We start from the raw sequence: 23,803 nt of genomic DNA, 5'->3' as shown, positions 1-23,803 counted from the left end.
GTCCCCGGCCCCTTAACTCCGGGGGACCCGTTTGCTGTTCAGGTTTCTGGTGAGTTGCGCTCTCTCAACGCGGGAGCAGATGTACTCTTTGTTTCGCGTTCTGTTGTGCGTTCAACCCTTTCCTATTCGGTTTTCAGTCAGCTCAGGACCTCATGAGCCTCATTGCAACCATGATGGCCATGATCACGATGAGCACGACGAGGACGATGAGCAGGTAGTCAGTGAGACCCATTCCGGATCCGTTGTCTCCGCCGTCGACGACGACGGTGGAGTCCTGGGTGATGTTTCCGGAGACGGAGAGGACCAGTGCGTCAGCGGTGCTGCTGGTCATCTCGGGAGTGATGGTGATAGTTCCGCCGTTGGTGACGGTCTGTCCGGCGAAGGTGATGGTCGCCTCTCCCTTGTATCCGGGGTCGATGGTGTACTCCACGGTGTGGTCACCGACTGTGGACTGGTTGTAGGGCAGGTACTGAAGACCGTCGACCCTGACTCCGTCGACATACAGGGAGATTCCCTGTCCGACGGACACCTGTACGGTGGCGTTGAGCGGATCCAGCTTGGCGTAGATCGCTGTGGCGTCCTCAAGGTAGTCCTTGGTGATGTCGATCTCGTTCTGGTACTCGGCGTCGGAATACCAGACTGTGTCCTCAGTCTTGTCATCGTTGTCAGGCCAGACGACATCCTCGTATCCGGGCACGTCGAACTCGTCAGTGGGGAGGGCATTCACGATGACGACCTCGTCGAGTCCGTAGACGGTCATGTACAGGCCACCGTTGATGTAGACTGCGGTTGCGCTAGCGGTGGTGGTTCCGTCGTCCTGGAGGTTCAGGTTGGCGGTGTCCACGGTCGCCTCGGGGTAGGCGTAGATGAATCCAGTCTTTGTGGATATCTCGACGGCACCGTTGATGGCACCGTTGACGAAGACCCTCGCTCCGGCGGGAACGGTGACCTTTCCGTTGTCGTCGCCCTCAGTGAGGACGTTCAGAGTACCATCGACGTAGACGTTGCTCTGGACGGTGACGGGGCTGGCGACGTTCATGGTTCCGTTGATCCTGACGATGGCGTTGTAGTACGGCTGGTTATCCTTATCTCCGATTGTGGCGGATCCAGCGGTGTATGTGAAGATTCCACCCTCCTCGATGGTGAGAGTTCCGTCGACGGTGACGACTGCATACTCATCCTTCTCAGCGGCGTTGTAACTCATGCTCTCGATGGTGATTCCCTTCTCGTCGGGGACGACGAGCGTGGCACCCTCGGCGATGGTCAGGGTGTTGTCCTTGGTGGTTCCGCCGAATGTGGCGGTGGTTCCGAGCTGGACGGTGCCTGCGGCGATGGTGACGGCTCCTCCCACTTCCTGTGTTCCCGTAGCGGTGAGCTGACCGATGACGGCCTCTGTGACGATCTCCTCTCCGGAGTCGTCCTCGGCGGTGGAGATGGTATATCCGACAGCCTTGGTGAACTCGACGGCGGATGTTCCGGCGGTCACGGGGACCTGGACGGTTCCGGTGAAGGCTCCGGACTTGAGTGTGATTCCGAATCCGTTGAGAGTGATGGTTCCGATGGTGATCTCGTTGGCCTTGTTGTCGGTCTTTCCGGCGTCGATGGTGATGACGTCTCCCTCGTTGTCCTCACCGGCTGTGAAGACGAGTTCTCCGCTGTAGGAGAACTTGCCGACGGCGGTGATGTCGTTGAGTGTGGAGGCGTTGGCGGCGGCGACAGCGGGAGCGAGGACGAAGTCGACGTTCTCGTAGTCTCCGATGGTTCCATTGGCTGTGAACCCGCCGATCACGTAGTCGTTTGCGACAGGAGTGGTGGTGTCGACGACGTTCGGGTTCACGATCATGTTGTTGAGGGTGACCTTTCCGGCCTCCTTGTTGCCATCCTTGTTTGTGACGGTGATGGAGCTTCCAGCGTCTGTGGAGTCGACCACTCCGTCGATGACCAGGGTGGCGTCGTTCTTGATCAGCATGTCGTGTCCAGAAAGCTCGACGGTGAATCCGGTGGGGATGGTGAGGGTTCCCTCGACCTCGACGTTTCCGTAGAGCTCGACTGTTCCAGCGGTTCCGGCGAGGGCGTTCTTGAGGGTGGTGTACATAAAGTAGGTGTCGTCTGCATCAGTGGACCTGACCTCGGCCTTGATTTTGATGTTTCCGTCGGCGACGGAGGCGTAGTCCTCTGCTGCGCTGTCCCCGAACTCGTACATGCTGTAGTCCATGACGGTTCCGGCGACATCGATGAGTCCCTTTCCGTCCGTGTCGATCTCGGCGTCGACCGAGATGGTGAGTGTGACTCCCTCGGCGACGGAGACGATTCCGTCGATGCAGATGGTCATGTCATCGGGGATCGTCGTGTCGGCGGAGATGACGTAAGGCGTGGCGAAGACCCTGGTGCCCGCATCGTATCCGAATACGTGGACGGTATCCTCCTTGGCAGCGATGGCGGCATCCATGGCAGCCTGGAGGCCCATGATGAACACACCGTCGTCTGTTTCGTATGCCGCTCCGTTGATTCCAGCCATCTTGTCGGAGATCGAAGAGCCGTTCGTTCCGCTGGCGAGAGCCTCGACGGAGAATCCATCGATCGTCACCTTTCCGGCGTCGATGATGTTGAGGTATCCTACGCCGTATGTGTAAAAGTTGACCCTCTTGTCAGTATCAGCACTTGCACCAGATCCGATGGGTGCGGCGTTCTCGATGTCGATGGTACCAGAGACGTTGACGATTCCGGACAGGTAGATAGTTGCGAGCTCTGTGTTGTTGTTTCCTCCCTTCACGTTGAGGGTGCCGTTGACGTTGACGATTGCACCGTTGGCGATGGAGAATGTGGCTCCCTTTCCGCTGATGTCCAGGGTTCCGTCGATTGCGACGATTCCAGCCATCTCGATATCGGATTTCTCGTCGTTCTCGTCAGGGTAGTAGAGTGTTCCGGTCTGTCCGTTGACAGGTGTGGTCGGAACGACCCTGAGGGCGTTGGCGCCATCTACGTCTCCACTGATAGTGAGGATGTAGTTGGTGGCCCTGCTTGTCTTGTTCTCATCTCCCTCATCGGTGAATGCGGAGGAGATCTTCTCAGATGTGACACCGAATGTCAGGTTGACGACCTCTGTCGCTCCAGTCTTATCGGCGTTTATGCTGACCTCTCCATAGGTGTAGGGGTACCTGTCAGTAGCGGGGATTGCCCTGACATCCACGTCGTTGGTAAGGGAGTTGATGTTGGCTGTGGCACCGACGTTCATGAGAACGGTCTGGTGCTCGAAAGTGGATTTGGTATTGTTGCTGGAACTGGTCTTAAGAACCCCGTCGGCTCCGAGGACAATGGTTCCGGACACGCCTCCAGTGTAGTTTCTGTCTGTAGTGACCTGGGTTGTGTCGATCTTGAAAGTGTATGTGGTATCGTTGACTTTCAGAACTACGTTGTAGACAGATCCGGCGTTAAGCCAGATGTCGACATAGCCTCCAGTCAGGACTTTATCGTCACTATCGGATGCTCTTCCATTGATGGTGATGTCTACAGAATCTCCTGCAGTGACATTTGAGAGGATGGGCGATCCAACACGGAGTGCCATCCAAGCTCCAGAGTCACCGTTGCCGTTGAGATGGGTGGGGATTGTACCGGTGCCTTTTACATCAACAACATAGTTGTTATCAGTGGAGGTTCCAGTAACATTTCCAGAAAAGTTAGAAACAAATCTGCCATCCACAATTACGCTGAGTCCACTAATTCCAGAACCAGTGTTAGTCACAGACTCCACAGGTGCTCCAGTAATCACTGCCCCCCTTTCGGCTTCGATCGTACCGTTGACGACGACTCCGGTGTAGTGCTTGGAGACGGTGTTGACGCCGTCGTAGTTAGCTCCGTTCTGGAGAGTGGCATCGTCCTCGATGACGAGGGTTCCGTTGATCTCCACGGCGGCACCGCTCATGATCGTGAGCGTGGATCCGCTCTTCACGGTGACCTTGACGCCTTCGTTGATCACGAAGGACGCTCCGGACTCGATAGTGAGCTCGGAGTTGTTGGTGATGTTGAAAGGTCCTGTGGCAACAGCGTCGGTTCCAGCTCTGATGGGCTGGTCGGCGTTGATGTCTCCGTCCATGTTCCATGTGGCGGCGTCGACGCCGTTGTCGCCAGCAATGACTGCGACTCCGGTGAACACCATCATGATGGCCAGGACGGCGGCGAGGAGTTTTCCTCTGTTCGTTTTCGTTACGTTTGCATTCATAGGAACATAAGACGAAAGTTTCCTAAACGGCGTGAATCTCTTAGAATCAGTGAAGATTCGGCAAGATTCTGAAGAAACAGCCTCAAAATCATGCTGATATCATGAGTTATTCGGGTTCAGAGGAACCGTTGCCCGATGATTCGTAAAGTGGAAAACGGATGATGAAAGGGGGAGGGACGGCCCCTTAACTCCGTCCCTCTCGTTTGTTCTTCAGGTTTCCGTGGGTTCACGCTCTCTCAACGTGGGAGCAGATGTACTCGGTTTTTCACGTCCGTGTCGTTCAACCCTTTCTTCTTTCGGTTTTCAGTGCCTTCAGCTCCTCATGAGCCTCATTGCGACCATGATGGCCATGATCACGATGAGCACGACGAGGATGATGAGCAGGTAGTCGGTGAGGCCCATTCCGTCGTCACCGCCGGAGGTGGAACCTCCGGAGACTGATGTGGCGGGCACAGCGCCGTTGGCGACGAGGGTGAAGGAGGTGGCTCCGGCCTCGATGGTGATGGTTCCGCCGTTCTCGACGGTCTGTCCGTTGAAGGTGATCTTCGCGTTGGATCCGTCGTATCCGGCGGTGACCTCGAAGGACACGGTGTGGGTTCCGACCTGGAGTCCGTTGACGAAGTTCTCGTAGCTGTACCTGACGTTGTCGATGTACAGGTCCAGTCCGGTTCCCTCGGAGATGGTTCCCTTCACGTAGGAGGCCTCGACTGCGGCGTAGATGCTGGCGTTGGCCTCGGTTCCGATGTGGGATCCGCTGGCGACCTTCTGGTTGGCGAGCATGGTGTCGGCCGTGAACCAGTTGGTGTCGAGGTAGAGGATCTTCTGTGCAGCAGACAGCGAATCACCCTTCAGTCCGACGTCGTATCCGACGAGCTCGAACTCCTCGGCATCGAGGACGGTCTGGATGGTGACTGCGTTGTCGGCAGCCGCGTAGATGGTCATGTAGACGGTTCCGTTGATGTTGAACACTGTGTCGACAGCGTCGGACTCCTCGGTTCCGTCGTTCCAGTTGATCTTGGCTGCGGAAAGGTCCGCTCCGGGATAGGCCTTGAGGTATCCGGTACCGTCGATCTCGACGGCTCCGGTGATGGCGCCGGCGGCTCCGAGGGTGGTGGGCTTCTCGCCGACGATGAGGACAGTCTCGACGGTGAAACTGGCGGTCTCGTCCTCGGCCTCGGTGACGGCGACGGTTCCGGTGACGGTCAGGGATCCGGATCCCTGAACGCGGAGGGCACCGTTGTCGTTGACATTGAGTGTACCGGCGACAACGACGGGGCTGGTGAAGTAGAGGGTTCCAGCGAGATCGACGGTTCCGTTGACTGTCATGACTGTGGCGTCGGTCTTTTCATCGATGACCTGGATCCAGGTCTCGGTGGACTCCTCGAAGTCGAGGGTGGCACCGGATGCGACTGCGATGGATCCCTCTCCATCGGCCTGGTTGTCGTTGGAGTTGAGGACGAGGTCGTAGGTATAGGCGGAGTACTCGGGAACAGTGACGGTTCCGCTGGCGATGGTGACGGATCCGGTCTGGATGTATCCGTTGAGGTAGAGCACATCGACGTCTCCGTCGACGGTGCTGTCGACATCGGATGCGATGACGATTGACTTGCCGGTGAGAGTTCCTGCCTTGTCGAGGTCGATGGATGCGGTGGAACCGTTCGCTGCCGCGGCAACGGTGGCTGTGGCAGTTCCGCTCTGGATCTGGAATGTCGCTCCGACCAGTGTGATGGTTCCCGCGTTGACTGTTGTGACACCCTCGGACGTGTTGTCAAGGTTCTTCACGATGATCTCGAGATTTCCGTTCTGCCTCTCGGTGAAGGTCACGTCTCCGATGGAAACGTTGCCCATCAGGGTGATGGTTCCGTCGTCAACATTCTCGGCCGCGTAGGTTACGTTGGTGATGTAACCGACGTTCCTCTGGATGTAGTACGCTCCGGAGACACCGTACGTGTTGGCCATGCTGTCGACGGATGTGGCTCCGGCTACGGACATGACTCCGTTGACGATGATGTCGGCCTTCTTGTCACCGGTACCCTTGAGGGTGACGCTTCCGCCGTTCTGAACGGCGAAGGTTCCGTTGACGGTCAGGGTGACCTTCTCGTTGATCGTGACGGAGTTCCTTCCGGTCTGGAGGGTGACTCCCTCGGGAATAGTGGTGTTGGTCTTGAGAGTGACTTCCTTGGACAGGGTGATCGTCTCTCCGGCCTGGGCGTTGGCAAGGGCGTACGTCAGGGAGGAGTAGGTGTCGGTGCTTCCAAGGGTCTTCAGGACGTCGTAGTCGATGGCGTTGGCGTTTCCGGTGAGTCCGGTTCCGTTGTTGGTGATGACGAGGACTCCCTCGACGGCAACGGTCTTGTTCGTCGCGTTACCAGCGGAAACGTCCAGGACGCCTCCGTCGGCGACGGTGAGCTGTGCCTCCACGTCGATGGTCAGCTTTCCTGCGGACTGGATCTGGACGGTCATTCCGTCGGCGATCTCCGCATCGGCGGAGACCTTGACGTTTCCGTAGATGAGGACCATGTCGTCGTCGGCGTCGCCGATGGCGGCGATGGCGTTGGCGAAGTTGGTGTAGTACCTGGTCTCGGTGGTGCCGGTACTCTCCCCGGAAGCGGTGACCATGTAGTACGCGGCATTGAGGCCTGCGGTGTTGATGGTGTTGACACCCTCTCCGAGGACCATGGTTCCGGAGACGGTGAGGCTGGTGGCGTTGTTGGTAAGGGTGATTCCCTCATCGTTGCTTCCAGCAGTGACGTTGGCGTTGAGTGTTCCGGTGATGTCGACGACACCGTTGAAGGTGATCTCGAGGTTCCTGCCGAAGGACATGTCGCCGACGGTCATTGTTCCGGTGACGGTCTCGTCGGAGTCAATGACGGTGTCTGCGATAGCGGAGCATGCTCCGTTGATGGTGATGGATCCGGTGCTGGCGGTGGTGACCTTGGACACGGTTCCGGTGACGGTCATATGGGCGGTGTAGACCCTGACCCTTTCGGTGTTGGCGGGGTTCTCATAGGTGGCGTCGACGACGGACTCGGTTATGGTTACTCCCCTGACGTCCTTGAGTGTGACGCTGTTTCCGACGGAGATGAGCTTGTCGTCGATTGTTTTGACTCCGGCGTAGTCAAGGACGATGTCCTTGGTGTCGGAGACGATGAGGCTGTTCGTGACAGACGTGATGTTGAGTGTGACCCCGTCGTAGATGACGATCTTCGCCTCGGATCCGGCGGTTCCGTTGAACGTGACGGTTCCCTTGTCCTGAACGGCTCCGTTCAGGGTTCCGGTGATGTTGAGGGTTCCCTCGACGGTGAATGTGGCGCTACCGCCGACTTCCAGGAAGTTCGGGTTCTTCTGGGCCGTGTTGGAGGTTCCCTTGTTGACGTTGAAGGTTCCGTTCTCGAGGACGGTCACGGTGGAGGTTCCGTTGAGGACGAACTGGGCTCCTCCGTCGGTGTCGTTCCTGACGGTGATGGTTCCGGCGAGCTCGAGGTCAGAATCGTACATGTTGAACTGTTTGGCCACGATGACTGTGCCGTTGATGGTGATGTCGGATCCAGCATAGGCGTTGACGACACCGTTGACGGTGAGGTCACTGGTGATGAGTGTTCCGTAGACATCGACCGTGAGGTCGTCGGAGACGATTCCCGTCAGTGTGAGGGTGTCTCCGAATCCCACCTGGGTGTTGGCCTGGAGGTCTCCCTCGGAAACGAGTGTGTGGGTGTTGGATGTTGTGACGACGGCATCCTCATCGACATCGACGGGGATGTAGAGGTAGGAGTTGTCTGTGTTGAGGGCACCTTTAACGATGATCTCGACGTTGTCCCCGGTGTAGGTGACCGTGGCGTTCTGGAACGTGACCTCCTGGTCGGCTTTGATCGTGAATGTCTCATTGACCTTGATGTTTCCACTGGCGATGACGGTTGCATTCTCATTCTTGAGCATGGTCTGAAGCTGCTTGAACGATGTGACGACGGAGTTTCCGGTCGTGGTGACGGTGCTGCTCTCATCCATGGTGACATCATCGGAGAGTGTGGCCTCGTCGAGTGTGACACCGGTGAGTTTGAGGTTGTTGGCGGTTTTTCCGTCTCCGGTGATGTTTCCGTTGAGGGTTCCTCCGCTGATGGTCGCACTGAGGGTTGCGTCAGTACCCCTGATGTTGATGGTGGGGGCTGTGATGGTGGATTCGCTGGCATTGAGCTCGGCTCCGTTGGCCAGCTGGAATATTCCCTCTCCGGTGACCGTTACGTTGGATTTGGTTATGCTGACCGCGTCCGAAGCGATTTTGGGCTGGACCTGAACACCCATCTGGGAGTCGGAGGAGTTGGTCACATCGATCGTGGAGTCGGTCACGGCACTCCCCGCGTTGAGCGTGATGTACCCTGCACCAGCCTTGGGGTTCTGGATCGAGATCGTGCTGTTCTTGGTGACATCAAGTTTGGCGTTGATTCCACCTGCGTGGTCGAGGATGACCTTCGATCCGGTGACTGTCAGAGTGGGGCTGAAAGTCCTGTACGCATCGTAGTAGGCCACACCTCCGGCGTATCCGTTCTGGCTCATCGTGAGTTTGGATCCTCCTGTGACGGAGACGTTGACCCCGTTGAACACATGGGCGTTTCCAGAGGATGCTGTATCCTTGTTGGTGGCGAAATGAACGTCCGCTCCGCCTGTGATGGATACGGTTGCAATTTCTTCCGCAGAACTGGGTGAAGAGGCCATGGAGGCCACGAATCCGTTGCTTCCGGTGACGTCGTTGGTCACGTACACGGAATGTTTGCCTGTGATCTCCAGGGTGACATTGGGTGAAAGGACGAAGTAGACGTCGACCCCCTGTCCGGGAGCTCCGACATCTTTTGTCAGTGTGATTTTCGTATCCTTGGTGACGGTAATTTCTCCTGTATCTTTGTCATAGTCAGGAGCTGAATCATACATGCCCGTAAAGGGATCCGATCCAGGAACAGCTGCTGCGGCATTCACTTCGGAATCGCTGAAGATCACTGCGATTCCTGCGATGGCCACAGCAAAGGCCATGACAGCTACGAGGAGTTTACTCGTGCTTGTTTTGTTCATTATAGCATTCATAGGAACATCTGCTCCTTACAGTTCAGCTGTTATCTTTGCGAACCGACAATTCATAGGGTTTTTCGCCCCTGAAATCGGTCCGTTCCGACAGCAGCCGGGCAGAACCAGAACACATCAGTAGGCAAGCCTGTGAGGCTTTTCTGCAGAGCATCCCGATTCTGCATCCAAGAGCCTTTTTTCTCTCGGATATCAGTGGTTATGAGTGATAGAATAAAAAGCTAACCCTTGAGAGCTCGGTGTATGTACAAACCGTGCGTCATCCCCTTAACGTCCTCACCGCGTAGTACACGGACATGTCCAAGCGTCTGTCGGGCATGATCATCCTCTCGAATCCGTAGGATCCCAGCATGGTGACCTCCATCGCGCTCACTGCCGGCCTCGTGAGCCTGTCACAGGCCATCAGACGGTTCGTCATCCTCCCGTTGGCGATGAACTCCTTGTCCGTGGACACGCCGTATCCAGTCCCATCCACTATGGCATCGAGGTCGGGATGCCCGTCCCGCAGGAGCGCGGTTACCATGAGGTAGAACCTGATTATTCCCCTTCCCTTCTTGCCAGAGTCCGAGGAGGCGGACGAACGCTCCTTCTTCCTATCCAGAAACAGCCTGGAGAAGGCGAAGTCGGAGAGAACGAACGCGTCCATCGCATCGTCCGCCATGAAAGGGCCGTCCTTCTCCGACTTCCACACGGTCTGAAGCAGGAACGGGTTCTGGGCGTAGGACAGCTCCGTCTCGACCAGGTTGAAGTTGGCGATGATGGCGTCGATCTGCTGCGATGCCGTGCTCCAATCGCTCCAGTCGATATCCTCTGGGATGCCGTGCTCCAGCATTGGCAGCGCCCTGCGCCTCTGCCACCACAGGCTGGTGGCCACGGACAGGGCGCACGCCTTCAGCAGCGGCGTCCTCCCTGTGATCTCCGGCCCCATGAGATGGTCCTCGAAGTCGTGGGTTACCGCATCGGGGATGACCGAGTTGCGGATCATCAGACACGATACGGAGGTGTTCCGGGGGTTCCTGACGACGAGGTCGGATCTGGGCACTCCGTCGGCCATGCGGGTGTACGCCTCGTTAACGACATCGAAGTCGAACACGGCATCTGGTGTGTCTTCCTTTCTGCAACGGTACAGATCCTCGAGAGGCATCTTGTCGACCCTGGGGGACAGCCTGTTGTCCAGAACCACATAGTTCAGCGGCACCCCATTGGATCCGAGATGATTGGCGAGGGCAATGGAGAACGCCTTGGGGAATGTGTCGCGGGACCACATGTCCTTCGGATGCAGGTTGCTTCTGCGTATCCCGTAGAGTTCCGGCCATTCATCCGTCATCCGATCCCGTCCCGACACCTGAACGGTGTCTTGAGATGGATTCCCCGGAAGAAAGACTCGCCAGGAGCATCGGCGCAACCAGGGAACCCGAATCAATCAGATGTTCCTTTGTGTCTTTAAGATTGCGCTTAGTAACTCTATGTTACTTCTCTAAGACATTAATGCCAACAGTTCCAATGGATGGCCGCTGTTTCTAATTTGAATTGATTTCGATGTGTTTATTTCGTGTCATGTAAGGATCTGTATTGTTTTCCTTTCTTTTTCACGACGTTAGGAAATGAACGTCATTTGTTCCTATGAATGCATACATGAACAAAAACACAGGAAAGATCCTGGTTGCTGTACTTGCTATGGCTATGGTTATCGCAGGTGCTGCAGTCGTCCTCTCTGACAACGGAGTAAACGCGGCGACACCGGAACAGGACGACTTCCTAAGTGCTGTAAATGGTGGAATTTACACACTCACTGAAGACAAAGAGGTTGAGATTACAACTCCCCTCACAACCTCATCCAACAACCTGTCCGGTGGCTCGCTCACTATCAACGGTAATTTCACACTTACCCTGACCTTCGCGGCCACTGCAAACTACCAGTCGATGATTGATGGCGTCGACATCACCGTCGGCGAAGGGGCCTCGGTCAAGATCGTCATGACAGGCGAGGGACGCACGAACACACACATCTTCCAGGACCTTAGCATCACGATCCAGAATGGGGGAACACTGACCATCAGCCAGTCCTCCGAGGGGCAGTCCTGGTATAACTCAGGTGCCGAGAACCTCAAAATGTCCGGCGATGCCAACATGGTCTTCGACGCCGCCAACGGCATCTCGAACGTCGCCGCTGATCTCGACGGCACATCCGCCATCACCGTGCAGAAAGCTCAGTTTGCGAACCTGACCTTCAAATCCCTCGACATGGAGTCCGGAACATCCGTCAGGATTCTCGACGGAGATTCCGAAGACACCAATATTAACATCGGCGCCAACTCAACCATCGCCGGAACCGTCGATGCGAACAACTCCAACATCTACTTCACCAGTGGAATCACCGTCCAGAACGCCGGCGGTTCCATCTCCGCCAGCCAGATGAAGGTGCTCGCCACCAGCGCCAAGGCGGTCAGCATCACGATCAACGGCGGGTCCGTCTCCGGAGAGTTCGTCGCCGGGACGTACAATAATCAGAATGTCAGCACCACCATCAACATGAACGGTGTCAGCGTCAATGACGTTACTTATGCCGATGGAGTCTCCCTCGGAGAGGAAAGCTCGGTCATCATGTCCGGAAACCTCGGTATCGGCGACACCATCAACGCGGACCTCACTGTCGAGGATATGGCATACCTGACAGACGATCTGACCATCCCCGAGGGAAGGACCCTGACCATTTCCGGCAGCGGAACCCTCGACATGCTGAACCACGACATCACCATCGAGGGAACCCTGGTCATCGAAAGGAACGGTGTCGTCACCTCCTCCGTCACCGGTGGGGTGAACGGAATCGTACTCACCAGGACCGGATCCATCGAGAACAACGGAATTCTCGGAGATACCAACACCGTTACCATCACCGGCCAGGGCATCGCCGACCAGAGCATCTCCATGAAGGGAGTCTCCGGCGTCAGCATGAGCCTCGCCAGGAGTGGCAGCGCCTACAACCTCGTCGTCTCCGGAGACATCGCCAAGATCAGCTCTGTCGACAACGCCCAGCTCAGAATCAAGGGAGTGACAGTGAACGACGACCTCACCATCGGCAGGAACGTTACGTTCACAGCCGAGAACGTCACCGTTGCAAAGAACGTCGTCTTCACCGTCAACAACAACGCTACTGCGACTCTGACCAACACATTTGAGCTCCTCGACGGAGCCAGCGCCGTCATCAACGGGTCCACCACCGGAACCATCTCCGTCAAGACAGGTTACGTCGGAAACGAGGATGTCATCTATCAGACCCCCTACACAAAGGACTCCACCGATGTCCAGAGCACATACTCCTCTGTCGTCCTCACAAAGAACGTCAAAGGCATCACCGTCCTCGCAGACAGGGTAACCCTGCCCAACGCCGATGGAACCGGATCCGATGTCGTCCAGAGACTGTTCGTCAACGGAACGCTCGGACAGGTCGATTCCAATAATAAAACAGAGGCTGACAACGAGGTGACTTTTAACGGATCCACACTCGGAGCCGCCAATGCCACCTACAAGATGCCCACCTACGTCTCCGAGCTCCTGTACATCCCCAAGGAGATCGTCGTCACGGGAACCTTCGACGTTTCCGTTTCCGGAACCGTCCAGGACGAGGAGGATGAGAACGTCGACAGCATTGACTACATCGGTGCCTACTACACCGTCGAGTCCACGGTCGAGAACGTCACTTCCGTGATGGCTTACTACACCAACTTCGGTGCCGCCATGAACGCCATCTCCACGGCAGTCGACCAGGAGATCACCATCGCCGGAGAGTTCACCATCGACCAGAACTACGAGGTCGCCGCCGATCAGTCCATCGCCGGAGACTCCGAGGTCACCGTCGGAGAGAACGCCACCATCACCGTCCTCGCAGACGGATCCGTCTCCAACACGGCCTTCCAGGCCATCGAGGGACGCGTCGTCGTCAACGAGGGAGGATACAAGCCCGCTGCTGACACTCAGTACGCCGTCATGACCTCTAACAAGGAGACCGGCGTCACCGTCTACTCCGGATTCAAGATCGCCCTCGACAACGCCGCCACCGGAGATGTCATCGACATCGTCGGAAACGCCACCTACAAGGGCAACATGACCATCATCACCGGTGTCACCGTCAACGTCGGTGACGACCTCTATCTCAAGGTCACCGGAAACGTCACTGTCCAGACTGACGGAGAGCTGAACCTCGGTAACAGCTCCGACCTCATCGTCGGAACACCCGACAGGGATGCAACCATCACCGTCGCGGGAACCATCGACGCCTCCGAGAACGGAGCCATCTCCGCCGCTGTTAGCGATGACAAAGCCAAACATGCCAACGTCAACCTCTACTCCACAGGATCCGTCATCACCGATGGAACAGGAATCGCCGACACCTACGTGAAGGCCAACTCCGCCTACTACACCGACGGTGACCGTGTCTACACATCCGTGTCCAATGCTGCCACGTACATCGCGAAGAACGGACTCACAACACCCGTCAACGCGACCGGAACCTTCTCCGAGACCGGAGACATCGCCCTCGAGGGCGTCGGCCTCGTAATCGTCGGAAACGATTCCGCGGTGACCCTCGGAAACGTCGCCCTCAGCGACGGAGCGTCCATCGCAGTCGATTCCGACGCTACCAGAGCTGTCTACACAGCCACCGTCACCGGACCCGCCGGTGTCGGCGAAGCCGCCGTAGACAGCACCGTGTCTGTATCCAAGAGCACCGTCGGCGTCTCCAGCGGATCCGTGCTCAACTCCACCGGAGCCTATGAGTACTCTCTCAGCATCGACGGAATCGACGGAACCGTCACTGTCTCGGCAGGAACCGTCACACTCGACACCGAAGATAGCATCGTGATTAACAGGAGCAACGCCCTGACAGTCGCCAACGGAGCGACCCTCGTCATCGCCGGAGATGCCATCAACTTCTCCATCGACATGACCGGGGACCTTGACAACAACAACTACCTGGTGAACGAGGGAACCATCGAGGTCCAGACCCAGGTCTCCATCAAGTCCGACATGATCCTCTCCGGAGACGTCGTCATCGACAACGGAGGACAGATCATTGTCGGAACATGGACCAATGCCTCTGTCACACCCAACGTTCCTAGCCCCTATGTGCTGACCATCACCGGAACCCTCACCGTCTCCGCAGAGGAGAACAACGAGGGGGCCATGACCCTCAACGGAGGAGCCCTCTTCGTCGGAGCCGCTCCCGAGCTCCTCGGAGCCACCGGAACCGGTGCCGTCGTCGGACAGGTCGACATGAGCAACGGAGCCTATGTCGCCGTGTTCAACGGAGCATCCGTCGCGGATGCCGACCTCATGGACGGAACGGTCGTCGCTGAGGCCACATCCTACGTTATCAACGACATCGAGTACGCAACGGTCTACGCCACAGACGGTGTTGCCTACAACGTCCTCGACAAGACGATCATGACCATGGAGAACCTCGAGTTCACGCAGACGAAGAATGGCGCGGAAGTCGAGGTCGCTCCCGTATGGTACTACGGCGAGCAGGAGATCAAGAGCGGAGTCGTCGGAGACTACGACATCCTGACTGCGGAGGTCGAGTACGCCGGAGTCGACATCAGGATCTCCGAGGGGCCCGGACTCTCCATCTACATCGATGACATCAACGTCGGAAACCTCGGATCTGTCAACCTCACCATCGGCGAGCACACCATCACCGTGTACGTCGATGCCGGCTACGAGGGAACCCCCGTCGTGACCCTCAATGGAACCACGATCAGCGGAACCTTCACCGTCACCAGCGACATGCTCGGCGGAGACAACATCATCTACGCCACCGGAGCCTCCCCGTCTCAGGGTGGACAGGTCGTCATACCCGGTGATGACGACTCCGGAATGGGTCTCACTGACTACCTGCTCATCATCCTCGTCATCCTCATCGTCGTCATGGCAATCATGGTCGCTATGAGGCTCATGAGGAGCTGAAGCTACTGAACCAGAACAAAACAAAAGGGTTGAACGCACAGAGAACGCGAACATACGAGTACATCTGCTCCCGCGTTGAGAGAGCGCAACCGACAGAAACCTGAACAGCAAACGAGAGGGACGGAATTAAGGGGCCGTCCCTCCCCTTTCAACTTCAGTTTTTCCACTTTATTATTCATCGGGCAACGGTTCCTCTGAACAGGATTTCTTATAATTTCTGCATGGTAGTCTGATACATTTTAGTTGATATTTTGTCTATAACAAAAAGACATCAACTCCCCGATGCTCCAAACGTGGTCGGTCAGACCCATTCTCATGGCAGGTGTGACTGGTTCGTGCTTTCCATCATTCTCCCTTCTGCGAAGGGAGAGTGAAGAGTGCGGCATGCACAGGTTGTAGTTCACCTTCAGCAATTCGAGGGAGGCCTGGACGGCCTCCCTCGACCTCCCGAAGGTCACGGTGCGGCGTCTGGCTCTTGAGGACAACAGTCTGATCGTGAGATTCCGACGCTCGATGGCTGACGTGTTCATCAGGTCGTCTGGCACATGTCCGTACACGTCGTATCTTCTGACCTTTCTCAGTCTCCTGCCTTCACGGGTCTTCTCCACGATCGCGTAGTTCAGCCGATCGGAGGGCACCAGGCTGTCGGCCCCTGGCCGACCGCGTCCCCTGTTACCGATCACATACATCCCGTACCTTTCCAGGAGAACCGTACGGTACGGTTTGTAACCGTCCGTCATGAAGTAGGGGACATGGTCGACGGCGAGCTTGTCCAGCTCGCCGTTGACGACCCTCTCGGCGACATCGTGCCCTCTCCCGTCGGCGACGATGCCGAGAAGATATTTCTCAACGGAGCAGAAAGAGGTCCAGATCCAATCTCCGTCCTCTCTGAAATGGTCCCCGACGAAGATCATCTTTTTTTTAAAGTGTACAGCACCTCGTCGAACTGGAGGCACACCGGACGAACCTTCCCTCTCTCTCCAAGCTCTCCGATACGAGCTTAGCATGGTTGCCGCCCTTCTTGGTCCTTTTCATGACGGTCTTCGGCGTGCAGCCGACGATGTCGGTGGTCCGAAGGACGCCGACACCGTTGGCCTGGCACGCCACGATAAGGTTGTGCTGCTCGCGGGTCAGATGCGTATACTCGTACGCAGTGCCGGTGCGGTCGTTGAACACACGACCGCACGTCTTGCACTTGTATTTGCGGACGGTTCCGGACTTGGTCTGGTATGTGCCGTTGGCTATAATGTTGCCTTGACCAAGGACTCCGTAATGCCGGCAGTCCTCGTTCGGACACGAAACGTCCAGAAACTTCTGTTTGGGGCCCCTCTTGCCCATCTCATCACCGAAATGGGATGAGAGTATAAATATAAAATATCAACCAAAAAGTATCAGATTATCTCTCGACACATTGGAATACATAATATGATATGTCTGATTCATGGGCGAGAGAAGCTGTATCGGCAGATTCCTGGGGGCGGCGAACTCCGCCGACATCCTGCTCTTCATCAGAGCCAATCCTGGATGCATGAGGTCTGACATTTACAGGATGGTGTCCCGCAATGCCCATACATCCGAGAAGATCTCGAGAATGGTTGAGCAAGGTCTCCTAGAGTCGACCAGTGCCGATGGAAGGACGTTCCTGAGCCTGACCTGTAAGGGCTCAGAACTGGCGGAGCTCCTTCATAGGGCTGACATGATCCTCGGGGAGCCGGAGGACGCCGATGCGCCTGACGGCGACGGGAGCAGTTGACGTCCCCAGCTGTCTTCGTGTATTCTCACAGGATATTTCAACGGTGCGACCACGGATCGAATATGCGATGCATCGTCGATCGAATCCCATCATTCTATGCATCAGATTATGTGCCAGCATGGCACAGGCATGTCGGAAGAAGGGTCCCCGGTACATGCATCGTGCCGGGGTAAGGTGTTTATTAGCGGTAGTTCAGTTTCTCCTTCTCTCGATGATCAGGAAGACAGCCATCAGAGCGGCGACAACCGCAGCGGCTGCGCAGGCGACGATGGTGGTGGTGTCGTTGGAATCATCATCCTCGTAGACCACAACAGGCGGGAGAGGCACATAGTCGTCGTCATCCTGTATCGGGGGTATGTATGGGCGATCCTCCTCGATAACATCGTCACCTACCGATACAGAGCCGTCATCACCGATTTCGAAGTCCACGCCGTCAACGATGAACGAGGTCTCGACTCCCCCTGTGAACGTCCCTCCGGATATGCCGTACTTCCCCGCGGCGTCCTGTGATTCATCGAAATCTATGGAAGGCCTGTATGACGGTCCCTCGAAAGATCCTGCGGATATGGAGAAAATCCCCAGCGAACTGTTCAGATCGGTTTCGTCGTTGCTCGCCCAATTGCCTTCTGTCGTCTGTTGGAGTCTGTAGGAAGCTATCGGTGAGTTGTTGTCGCTGATGAACGTCCCACCATTGATGGAGACGTTCACAGTCGTCCCCTCTTCCTGGTATCCTGGGCCACGGCTGACTATGGAGAGGGCGGCGCCATCCACCCCTGCTCCGTCAGAATTGCCTGAGGGCTTCCCGGGGTTGTCCAATGCCGGATACGTCCCAACAAGGGTACCGCCGTTGATTGTGACGTTCCCGCTGCCGCAGAACTGGACTCCGCTCTCTCCGGTGATTGTTCCGCCGTTGATTGTCAGGTCTCCTGTCTGAGGGTGGTATATCCCGGGGTTGTTGTTCCCTGTAAGCGTGCCGTCGTTTATGGTGACAGTTGTGTTGTCCCTCGAACCGTTTCCACTTATTGCGGATCCGTTCAGTCCAGTGATCGTTCCGCCGTTCACAACCAGCGTGGCGGTGTGGTCATCATCCCCCTCAATCACGATGCCATGCTGGCCTGTTACAACGGTGTCGTCAATCGTCACAGTAGGTGATTGGTACGATGAGTTGTAGCTCGGGCTTGTGGGTATGGTCTCGATGAATAATCCATAGGCGTCTCCATTGAGTTCACTGTCGGCGATGGTCAGGGAGCCGACGCGTGTGTAGACTCCGTAGTCCCCGCTGAACGTTCCTCCCGAGATGACGACTGAAGGCATGACGTAGTTGCTGGTCAGGAACCCTGTTGGGAATCTGGATTCGAGTCCGGCAAACGTTCCTGTGAATGTTCCTCCATCTATGTTCGCTGTTCCTCCGACAATCTCTATTGGGATGTTGGCTTCAAAGGTCCCGCTGGTAATCGTCAGGGACTTTCCGTTGCTCGGCTGATTCACGGCGTTGCTCTGGCCTTCGAAGGTTCCACCGGTGATGACAAGGTTGCCGTTGTTCCTGACGGCTGCTGTTCCCGAGCCGATGATTCCTCCACCACCTACACTGTCCGATATAGTCGTAGTCCCAGCACCATTCAGTGTATCGACGGTCAAGGGGTAGTCGTTGCTGGATCTGATCACATTGCCGGCAAGATCTATGGAGCAGTTCCCGGATGTCTTCAGGTAATTCGCACCCAGATCGAGGTCATCTGTGAGGATGTACGCAGTATCGCTTGGTAAAGCGTACACATTTCCGGATTCAATCGATTCAATCGATTCAAGGTATTCGGCATCCAGATCTATCGTCTGAATCGGTTCGTCGGCATCGACGTACGAATCTGATAGCAAGGAGGCAGAACACAGCATCATGGATACTGCAATCGTAGCGGCTATTACCGCTTTCATTGTGTTGTTCATTATTGTCCCTCAGTTTCGAGGGCGGAGGGAAGAACCTATTCGGAGAATCCCCCCCCCCGTGACACCTTCCTTTGTGTCTGTTGTATGTAATCTTCAAGAAGCATAATATATGTTTCACAAACCATAATATTGAAAATACTTCTTCGAAATACTTTTGATTTAACCCAATTTCAGAGCATGATTCCATAGAACTTGTTTAGTTTGCCACAGAATTGGAAGGTTTTGAGCTTAAATGATAATGCCAATTTATAATCTGTGGACTATGTTAATAGGAACACATAGCGATAACATTTAACTGTTCAATCGAGCATGTCATTATGCGAACAGCGCAACGGGGGGGGGGGGGCGACACTTCTGTTTCTCCCTCCCGTCCCTCCGTACAGGAGGAAAGATGAACAATAAATCGACGGCGATGGCTGCAATAGTTGTCGCCCTGATGATGACAGTATGTCTGGTCGGTATAATGCCAGATGAATCCGAAGCGACTTCGACTTGGGACGGATCGGAAAGCGATCAGACATGGTACGAAGAGGATAAGTCGACATTCACAATATCCACAGCAAGCCAGCTTGCAGGTCTGTCCGCCATCGTCAATAACGGTAACGATCTAGAAGGAAAGACAGTATCCCTGTCCGATTCTATCAATCTGAACGGGTATGCATGGACTCCTATAGGTACCGAAAAGAATCCGTTCAAGGGGACCTTCAACGGGGCCGGATACACCGTCAGCAATTTGAGTATAAACGATCCGAACATGGAATGTGCAGGTCTTTTCGGATACATCCTCACGCCCGCTTCGATTCAGAACGTTACGTTGGATGTTGTTTCGATAACTGCCAAGTCACTGGTTGGAGGACTGATAGGATGTGCTCAGACAGGATCAGTATCCGGTTGCAAAGTAGCTGGGGACATAGACATCGAAGGAAATTACAAGGTCGGCGGCCTTATCGGAGGAGGGTATGCAAGCATCTCCAGCTGCAGTGTCGTCGGAACCGATGGAAGCAAAGTCTCCGGACATAATCTCGAAAAGGATTTCGAAGGCGACTGTGTCGGCGGACTCATCGGTTTCTTGGGCGAGGAGGACATCACAATCTCCGAGTGCTCTGTAGAGAAGATTACAGTCGACGGAACCCGCAAGGTCGGCGGACTGGCGGGGTCGGCATACCCCAATAATGATTTCACCAATTGCACAGTGAAGAACTCTGTTGTCAGAAGCAACGGTACTGCCGAATACATAGCCGACAATCCCGAGTCCTCTGCTATCGGCGGACTTGTCGGCCTGTTCACAGACTGGGATAACGGAGGCGGTTCTCTCAAAGGAAGTATTGTATCAGGAATCACATTGGAGAGTGACAGCCCCGGTGTGCAGATGGGATACATAACCGGCGGTCAGCGTGGAGCCGGCGTCGTTGTTGAGCCAGAAAATGTCGATATCAGCGACAACAGGCTCGAGGGCACAAATTCCGGAGCCAACATGCTCACCATCATCAGAGATGGAACGGCATTCTCCTCGGTCGAGGATGCCATCGAAGGTCAGACAGGAGTGGTGGAGCTGTTCATACCGGGTGGCGAGTACGGAATGTTTCTTCCCGCCAGTCTCTCCACCGCTGTAACCATCCAGCCCGTATCAGGAGAGGATGTGAAGGTAAAAATCGTTCCTGCTTCAGCTTGCAGGAATGGGACTAACCATACATGCAAGATTGACAGCACCTCTTGTAATGGAACCAATTCAGCATATCCAGATAGCTATTCCGCTCCTGACAGAGTCCAGGGGTTCAACGCCCAGTACCAGATCTTTGCCGGAAGCGCGGATGTAACCATAAAGAACATCGATTTCGAGTTCATACCCTCAGAGTTCGCTCTCTGTCTCAACAGCGAATGGCAGCAAGGAAAATTCTCTGCCGATGGAGTCCTCAACGCGGAGCTCCAGTTCAACAACTCCGGGGATGTGACACTCGACAACTGCACCTTCGAAAAGGTTATAGTCAGCCCATTCTCCAGTCGTGGTGACACGTCCGTTACCGCGTGTTCCTTCACCAATGTATACAACGCATATGCCATCAAGGACATCTATTCCGAGAACGCCGAAATCGTTGGTTGCCATTTCACGGACTGTGGCGGCGCCATCTATTTCGAGGGTGATGTTCCGAAGGGAAATTACACCATCTCTGACAACATATTCACGAACATAGACACTACAGGTACCGCTGAGGAAAACAAAGACGGAACCCGTGGACTCATCCAGTTCTCATCCAATGGTGATTACAGCAACGCCACGATAACCGTCGAAGGCAATGAGTCCACCGGAGGTGCTGCAGTCTTCCGTCAGCACAATAAAACCATCACAAGTTCTGTGCTGGATACGGATCAGATTACCGCCAACAATGATTTCGACGGACAGATGTTCGTCCAGGACACCGGTGTAACGGATCCCAACACCATCTATCTGGATACTGAAACCGGGGATGATAGTAATGCAGGGACGTCGGAATCTCCAGTCAAGACATTAGAGAAGGCTCTCGAATTGGTCAATTCGGGCGGCATCATCATGGTCTCCGGGGAACTGGGTAGCATAACGGGAATAAACAAGCCCCTGTCGATCATTGGAAACGGAGAAGACAGGATAGCCTGTGGTTCCATTGATATGCCAGATGTGAACGGTACGGTCAGGTTCGAGAACCTGGTCTTCAACAATAATTGCATTGCTGACTACAGCAAGTCGGATAAGTCCGGACTAAGTCTTGTGTTCGAGGGCTGTGCATTCTCGTCCAGTCATCATGTCCTCTACATAACCTCGTCCATCCACAGCCTGACAGTCAAAGATTGCATACTGAATGCACCGGAATCGACTAACACATCTTATCTGATCTGGACATACAGCGTCGATGAGCTCACGGTTACTGGCACCACATTCAACGGGAACGGCATGGTGAGGGGAGCCATCCACCCAGGCGATGGTTCCTCCACGGGAACCACCGTGGTCGTTGTGAACAATATATTCAATGGTTACGAGCGCGGTCTCAATATCGCATTCGTGAACGAGAACGTGAACAACACAGTGAAGATTGCAGACAATACATTCTCGGACATCAAGGACAACCCCAAAGACACCAAATATGATTCCAATCACGTTGCCACGGTGTACATCCACTCGGTTCAGAAGGCCGGAACCACCGCGATCGATTATACAAACAACACCATCACAGGTGGGTCCGGACGTGTGTTCTTCTCGAACAGTCCAACGATCCCCGCCCAGGCCATGGTGGTAGCGGAGACGTTCCAGGGCAACACCCTTGATGGAAATGCGATAGAGAACCTTTCGGATGTCTGCTATGATCCGTGGGTCGCAGTTGTGGGCGATACCGGTTACGCGACGCTCGATGAGGCTATCACTGCAGCCGCCAACTCTGAGGACAAAACGGTCACACTCCTTGAAGACGTGTACATCGACAGCCAGCTCAACCTGAGCACAAACGGCATAACCATCGATCTCGGAGGATTCACCATCACTTCGTCTGGTGACTTCTCATCCAGCAATGAAAACTCCAGCCACCTACTCAACGTCACTGCGGAGGACATCACCGTGATGAACGGGACCCTCAAGGTCACCGACAAGAACAAGCACGTAGTCAACGCCTTTGGTGCAGATCTAACCCTGAAGGACGTGGTCCTCGATGCTTCTCAAGGAAGAGAAGAATTCCATGCCCCGTTGGTGATCAACGGTTCCACGGTCACTCTCGGGGGAGAGGTGACGTTCATCGGCGGCACTTATTACTCCGTCAACATGGACACGACTGTCTCCGGGGTCAGCAACGCCAGTCTGATCACCGAGGTCGGAACGAAGCTGGCATTCAACGGCATATCGCTGGGAATCCTCAACGAGATGTCATCCGTTTGGGGCGAGATCGCCACCATCACCTTCGGGGAGGGCACAGGATACACCTACGACGATCCGCAGTTCCAGCTTCTGAAGTCGTCAGATCAGGCGACTGTAGATGATGAAGAAAGTTCAGACCCTATTGACAGGGTGGAGAACCCTCTGTACAACGTCACCATCTCTGTCATTCCATCTGGTGCGACCATCACCTTCGACGGTGTACTTATCCAGAACGGTGATACGGTCGAGGTCGAGGGTGGATCGTATTCGATAACTATCGAGTTGGAAGGCTACGTCACCATCAGCAAGACGATCAACGTCACAGGTGATGCCACGTTAGAATATACCATGCAGGAGGTTTCATCCGAGCCCGGTCCTGGAGGCGACTACGGCCCTGTGATCGTTCCGCCGGTAGACGACGATGACGACTACGTCCCACTCCCACCGGTTATCGTGGACGAGTCAGGATCATATGATGACGACAGTGTGAAGATTGTGGCGTGTGCTGCCGCGGCAGTCGTTGCAGCACTGATTGCCGCGTTCCTTATCATTACACACAGGAGGGAATGAGAGTGGCATGTGACCGCCCCATTGGTCTTTTGTGCGACACGCACATGATCCCGATTCTGCTGTTCCTGTCGGAGAGCGGGCCCGTGACCAAGACCAGGGTTTACAGTGCGGTCGGTCGTAACGCCAACATGCCCTCGAAGCTGGATGCTTTGGAGCGGGCAGGACTCATCTCAATAGAGAATTTCGGAATCACGAGCATGGTGAGTTTGACGGACATCGGGGCCAATGTAGCCCGGGATCTTGGTGACATCGACGACCTGATGTCCACACAATGACCAAATTCAACCTTCTTACCCTCCCCTCAGGGAGGGACATCTCAACTATAAGCCAGCGAGTTCTCAATAGCTTGGATGCAATCTGGTGTATGAACGGGCCAGGTGGAAGACAGGGACGAAGACTGTGTTGGGGG

10 protein-coding genes are annotated in these 23,803 nt (G+C 55.4%); 4 read left to right on the top strand and 6 right to left on the bottom strand.

What is annotated here, in order from left to right:
• Positions 1–142: 142 nt before the first annotated feature.
• From JS82_06100 to JS82_06090, 3 genes are all read right to left on the bottom strand, one after another.
• Positions 143–4,219: a hypothetical protein gene (locus JS82_06100; GenBank protein ID QHK17702.1), complete on the bottom strand. Its 4,077-nt coding sequence runs from the start codon at positions 4,217–4,219 to the stop codon at positions 143–145.
• Between the two features lie 312 nt (positions 4,220–4,531).
• Positions 4,532–9,142: a hypothetical protein gene (locus JS82_06095; protein ID QHK17701.1), complete on the bottom strand. Its 4,611-nt coding sequence runs from the start codon at positions 9,140–9,142 to the stop codon at positions 4,532–4,534.
• A 406-nt stretch (positions 9,143–9,548) separates the two neighbouring features.
• Positions 9,549–10,616 carry a HindVP family restriction endonuclease gene (locus JS82_06090; GenBank protein ID QHK17700.1) on the bottom strand — a complete coding sequence of 356 codons (1,068 nt, stop codon included), beginning with the start codon at positions 10,614–10,616 and terminating at the stop codon, positions 9,549–9,551.
• 350 nt (positions 10,617–10,966) lie between these two features.
• On the opposite strand from JS82_06090, the gene JS82_06085 reads away from it, so the two are divergent.
• On the top strand, positions 10,967–15,253 hold the full coding sequence (locus JS82_06085) for a hypothetical protein (GenBank protein QHK17699.1): 4,287 nt from the start codon (positions 10,967–10,969) through the stop codon (positions 15,251–15,253).
• Positions 15,254–15,492: 239 nt separating this feature from the next.
• On the opposite strand, the gene JS82_06080 is transcribed toward JS82_06085, so the two are convergent.
• Positions 15,493–16,167, bottom strand: a complete 675-nt coding sequence (locus tag JS82_06080; protein QHK17698.1) for a hypothetical protein — start codon at positions 16,165–16,167, stop codon at positions 15,493–15,495.
• A 7-nt stretch (positions 16,168–16,174) separates the two neighbouring features.
• Complete coding sequence (locus tag JS82_06075; protein QHK17697.1) at positions 16,175–16,591, bottom strand: hypothetical protein; 417 nt, start codon at positions 16,589–16,591, stop codon at positions 16,175–16,177.
• 103 nt (positions 16,592–16,694) lie between these two features.
• Between JS82_06075 and JS82_06070 the strand changes: the two genes are divergently transcribed.
• Positions 16,695–17,006, top strand: a complete 312-nt coding sequence (locus JS82_06070) for a hypothetical protein (protein ID QHK17696.1) — start codon at positions 16,695–16,697, stop codon at positions 17,004–17,006.
• A 192-nt stretch (positions 17,007–17,198) separates the two neighbouring features.
• On the opposite strand, the gene JS82_06065 is transcribed toward JS82_06070, so the two are convergent.
• Positions 17,199–18,947 (bottom strand): hypothetical protein, encoded by a 1,749-nt coding sequence (locus tag JS82_06065; protein QHK17695.1) that lies wholly within the window; start codon positions 18,945–18,947, stop codon positions 17,199–17,201.
• A gap of 391 nt (positions 18,948–19,338) precedes the next feature.
• Here JS82_06065 and JS82_06060 point away from each other — a divergent pair, with 391 nt between their 5' ends.
• Together JS82_06060 and JS82_06055 are read left to right on the top strand one after the other, a co-directional pair.
• Positions 19,339–23,394, top strand: a complete 4,056-nt coding sequence (locus JS82_06060; protein ID QHK17694.1) for a PEGA domain-containing protein — start codon at positions 19,339–19,341, stop codon at positions 23,392–23,394.
• Between the two features lie 2 nt (positions 23,395–23,396).
• Positions 23,397–23,669 carry a hypothetical protein gene (locus JS82_06055; protein ID QHK17693.1) on the top strand — a complete coding sequence of 91 codons (273 nt, stop codon included), beginning with the start codon at positions 23,397–23,399 and terminating at the stop codon, positions 23,667–23,669.
• The last annotated feature ends 134 nt before the right edge of the window (positions 23,670–23,803 follow it).

This window comes from Methanomassiliicoccaceae archaeon DOK (assembly GCA_009911715.1).
Lineage (GTDB): Archaea > Thermoplasmatota > Thermoplasmata > Methanomassiliicoccales > Methanomethylophilaceae > Methanoprimaticola.
Note: the sequence above shows the minus strand (reverse complement) of the source record. Positions and strands in the feature narration are given on the sequence as shown.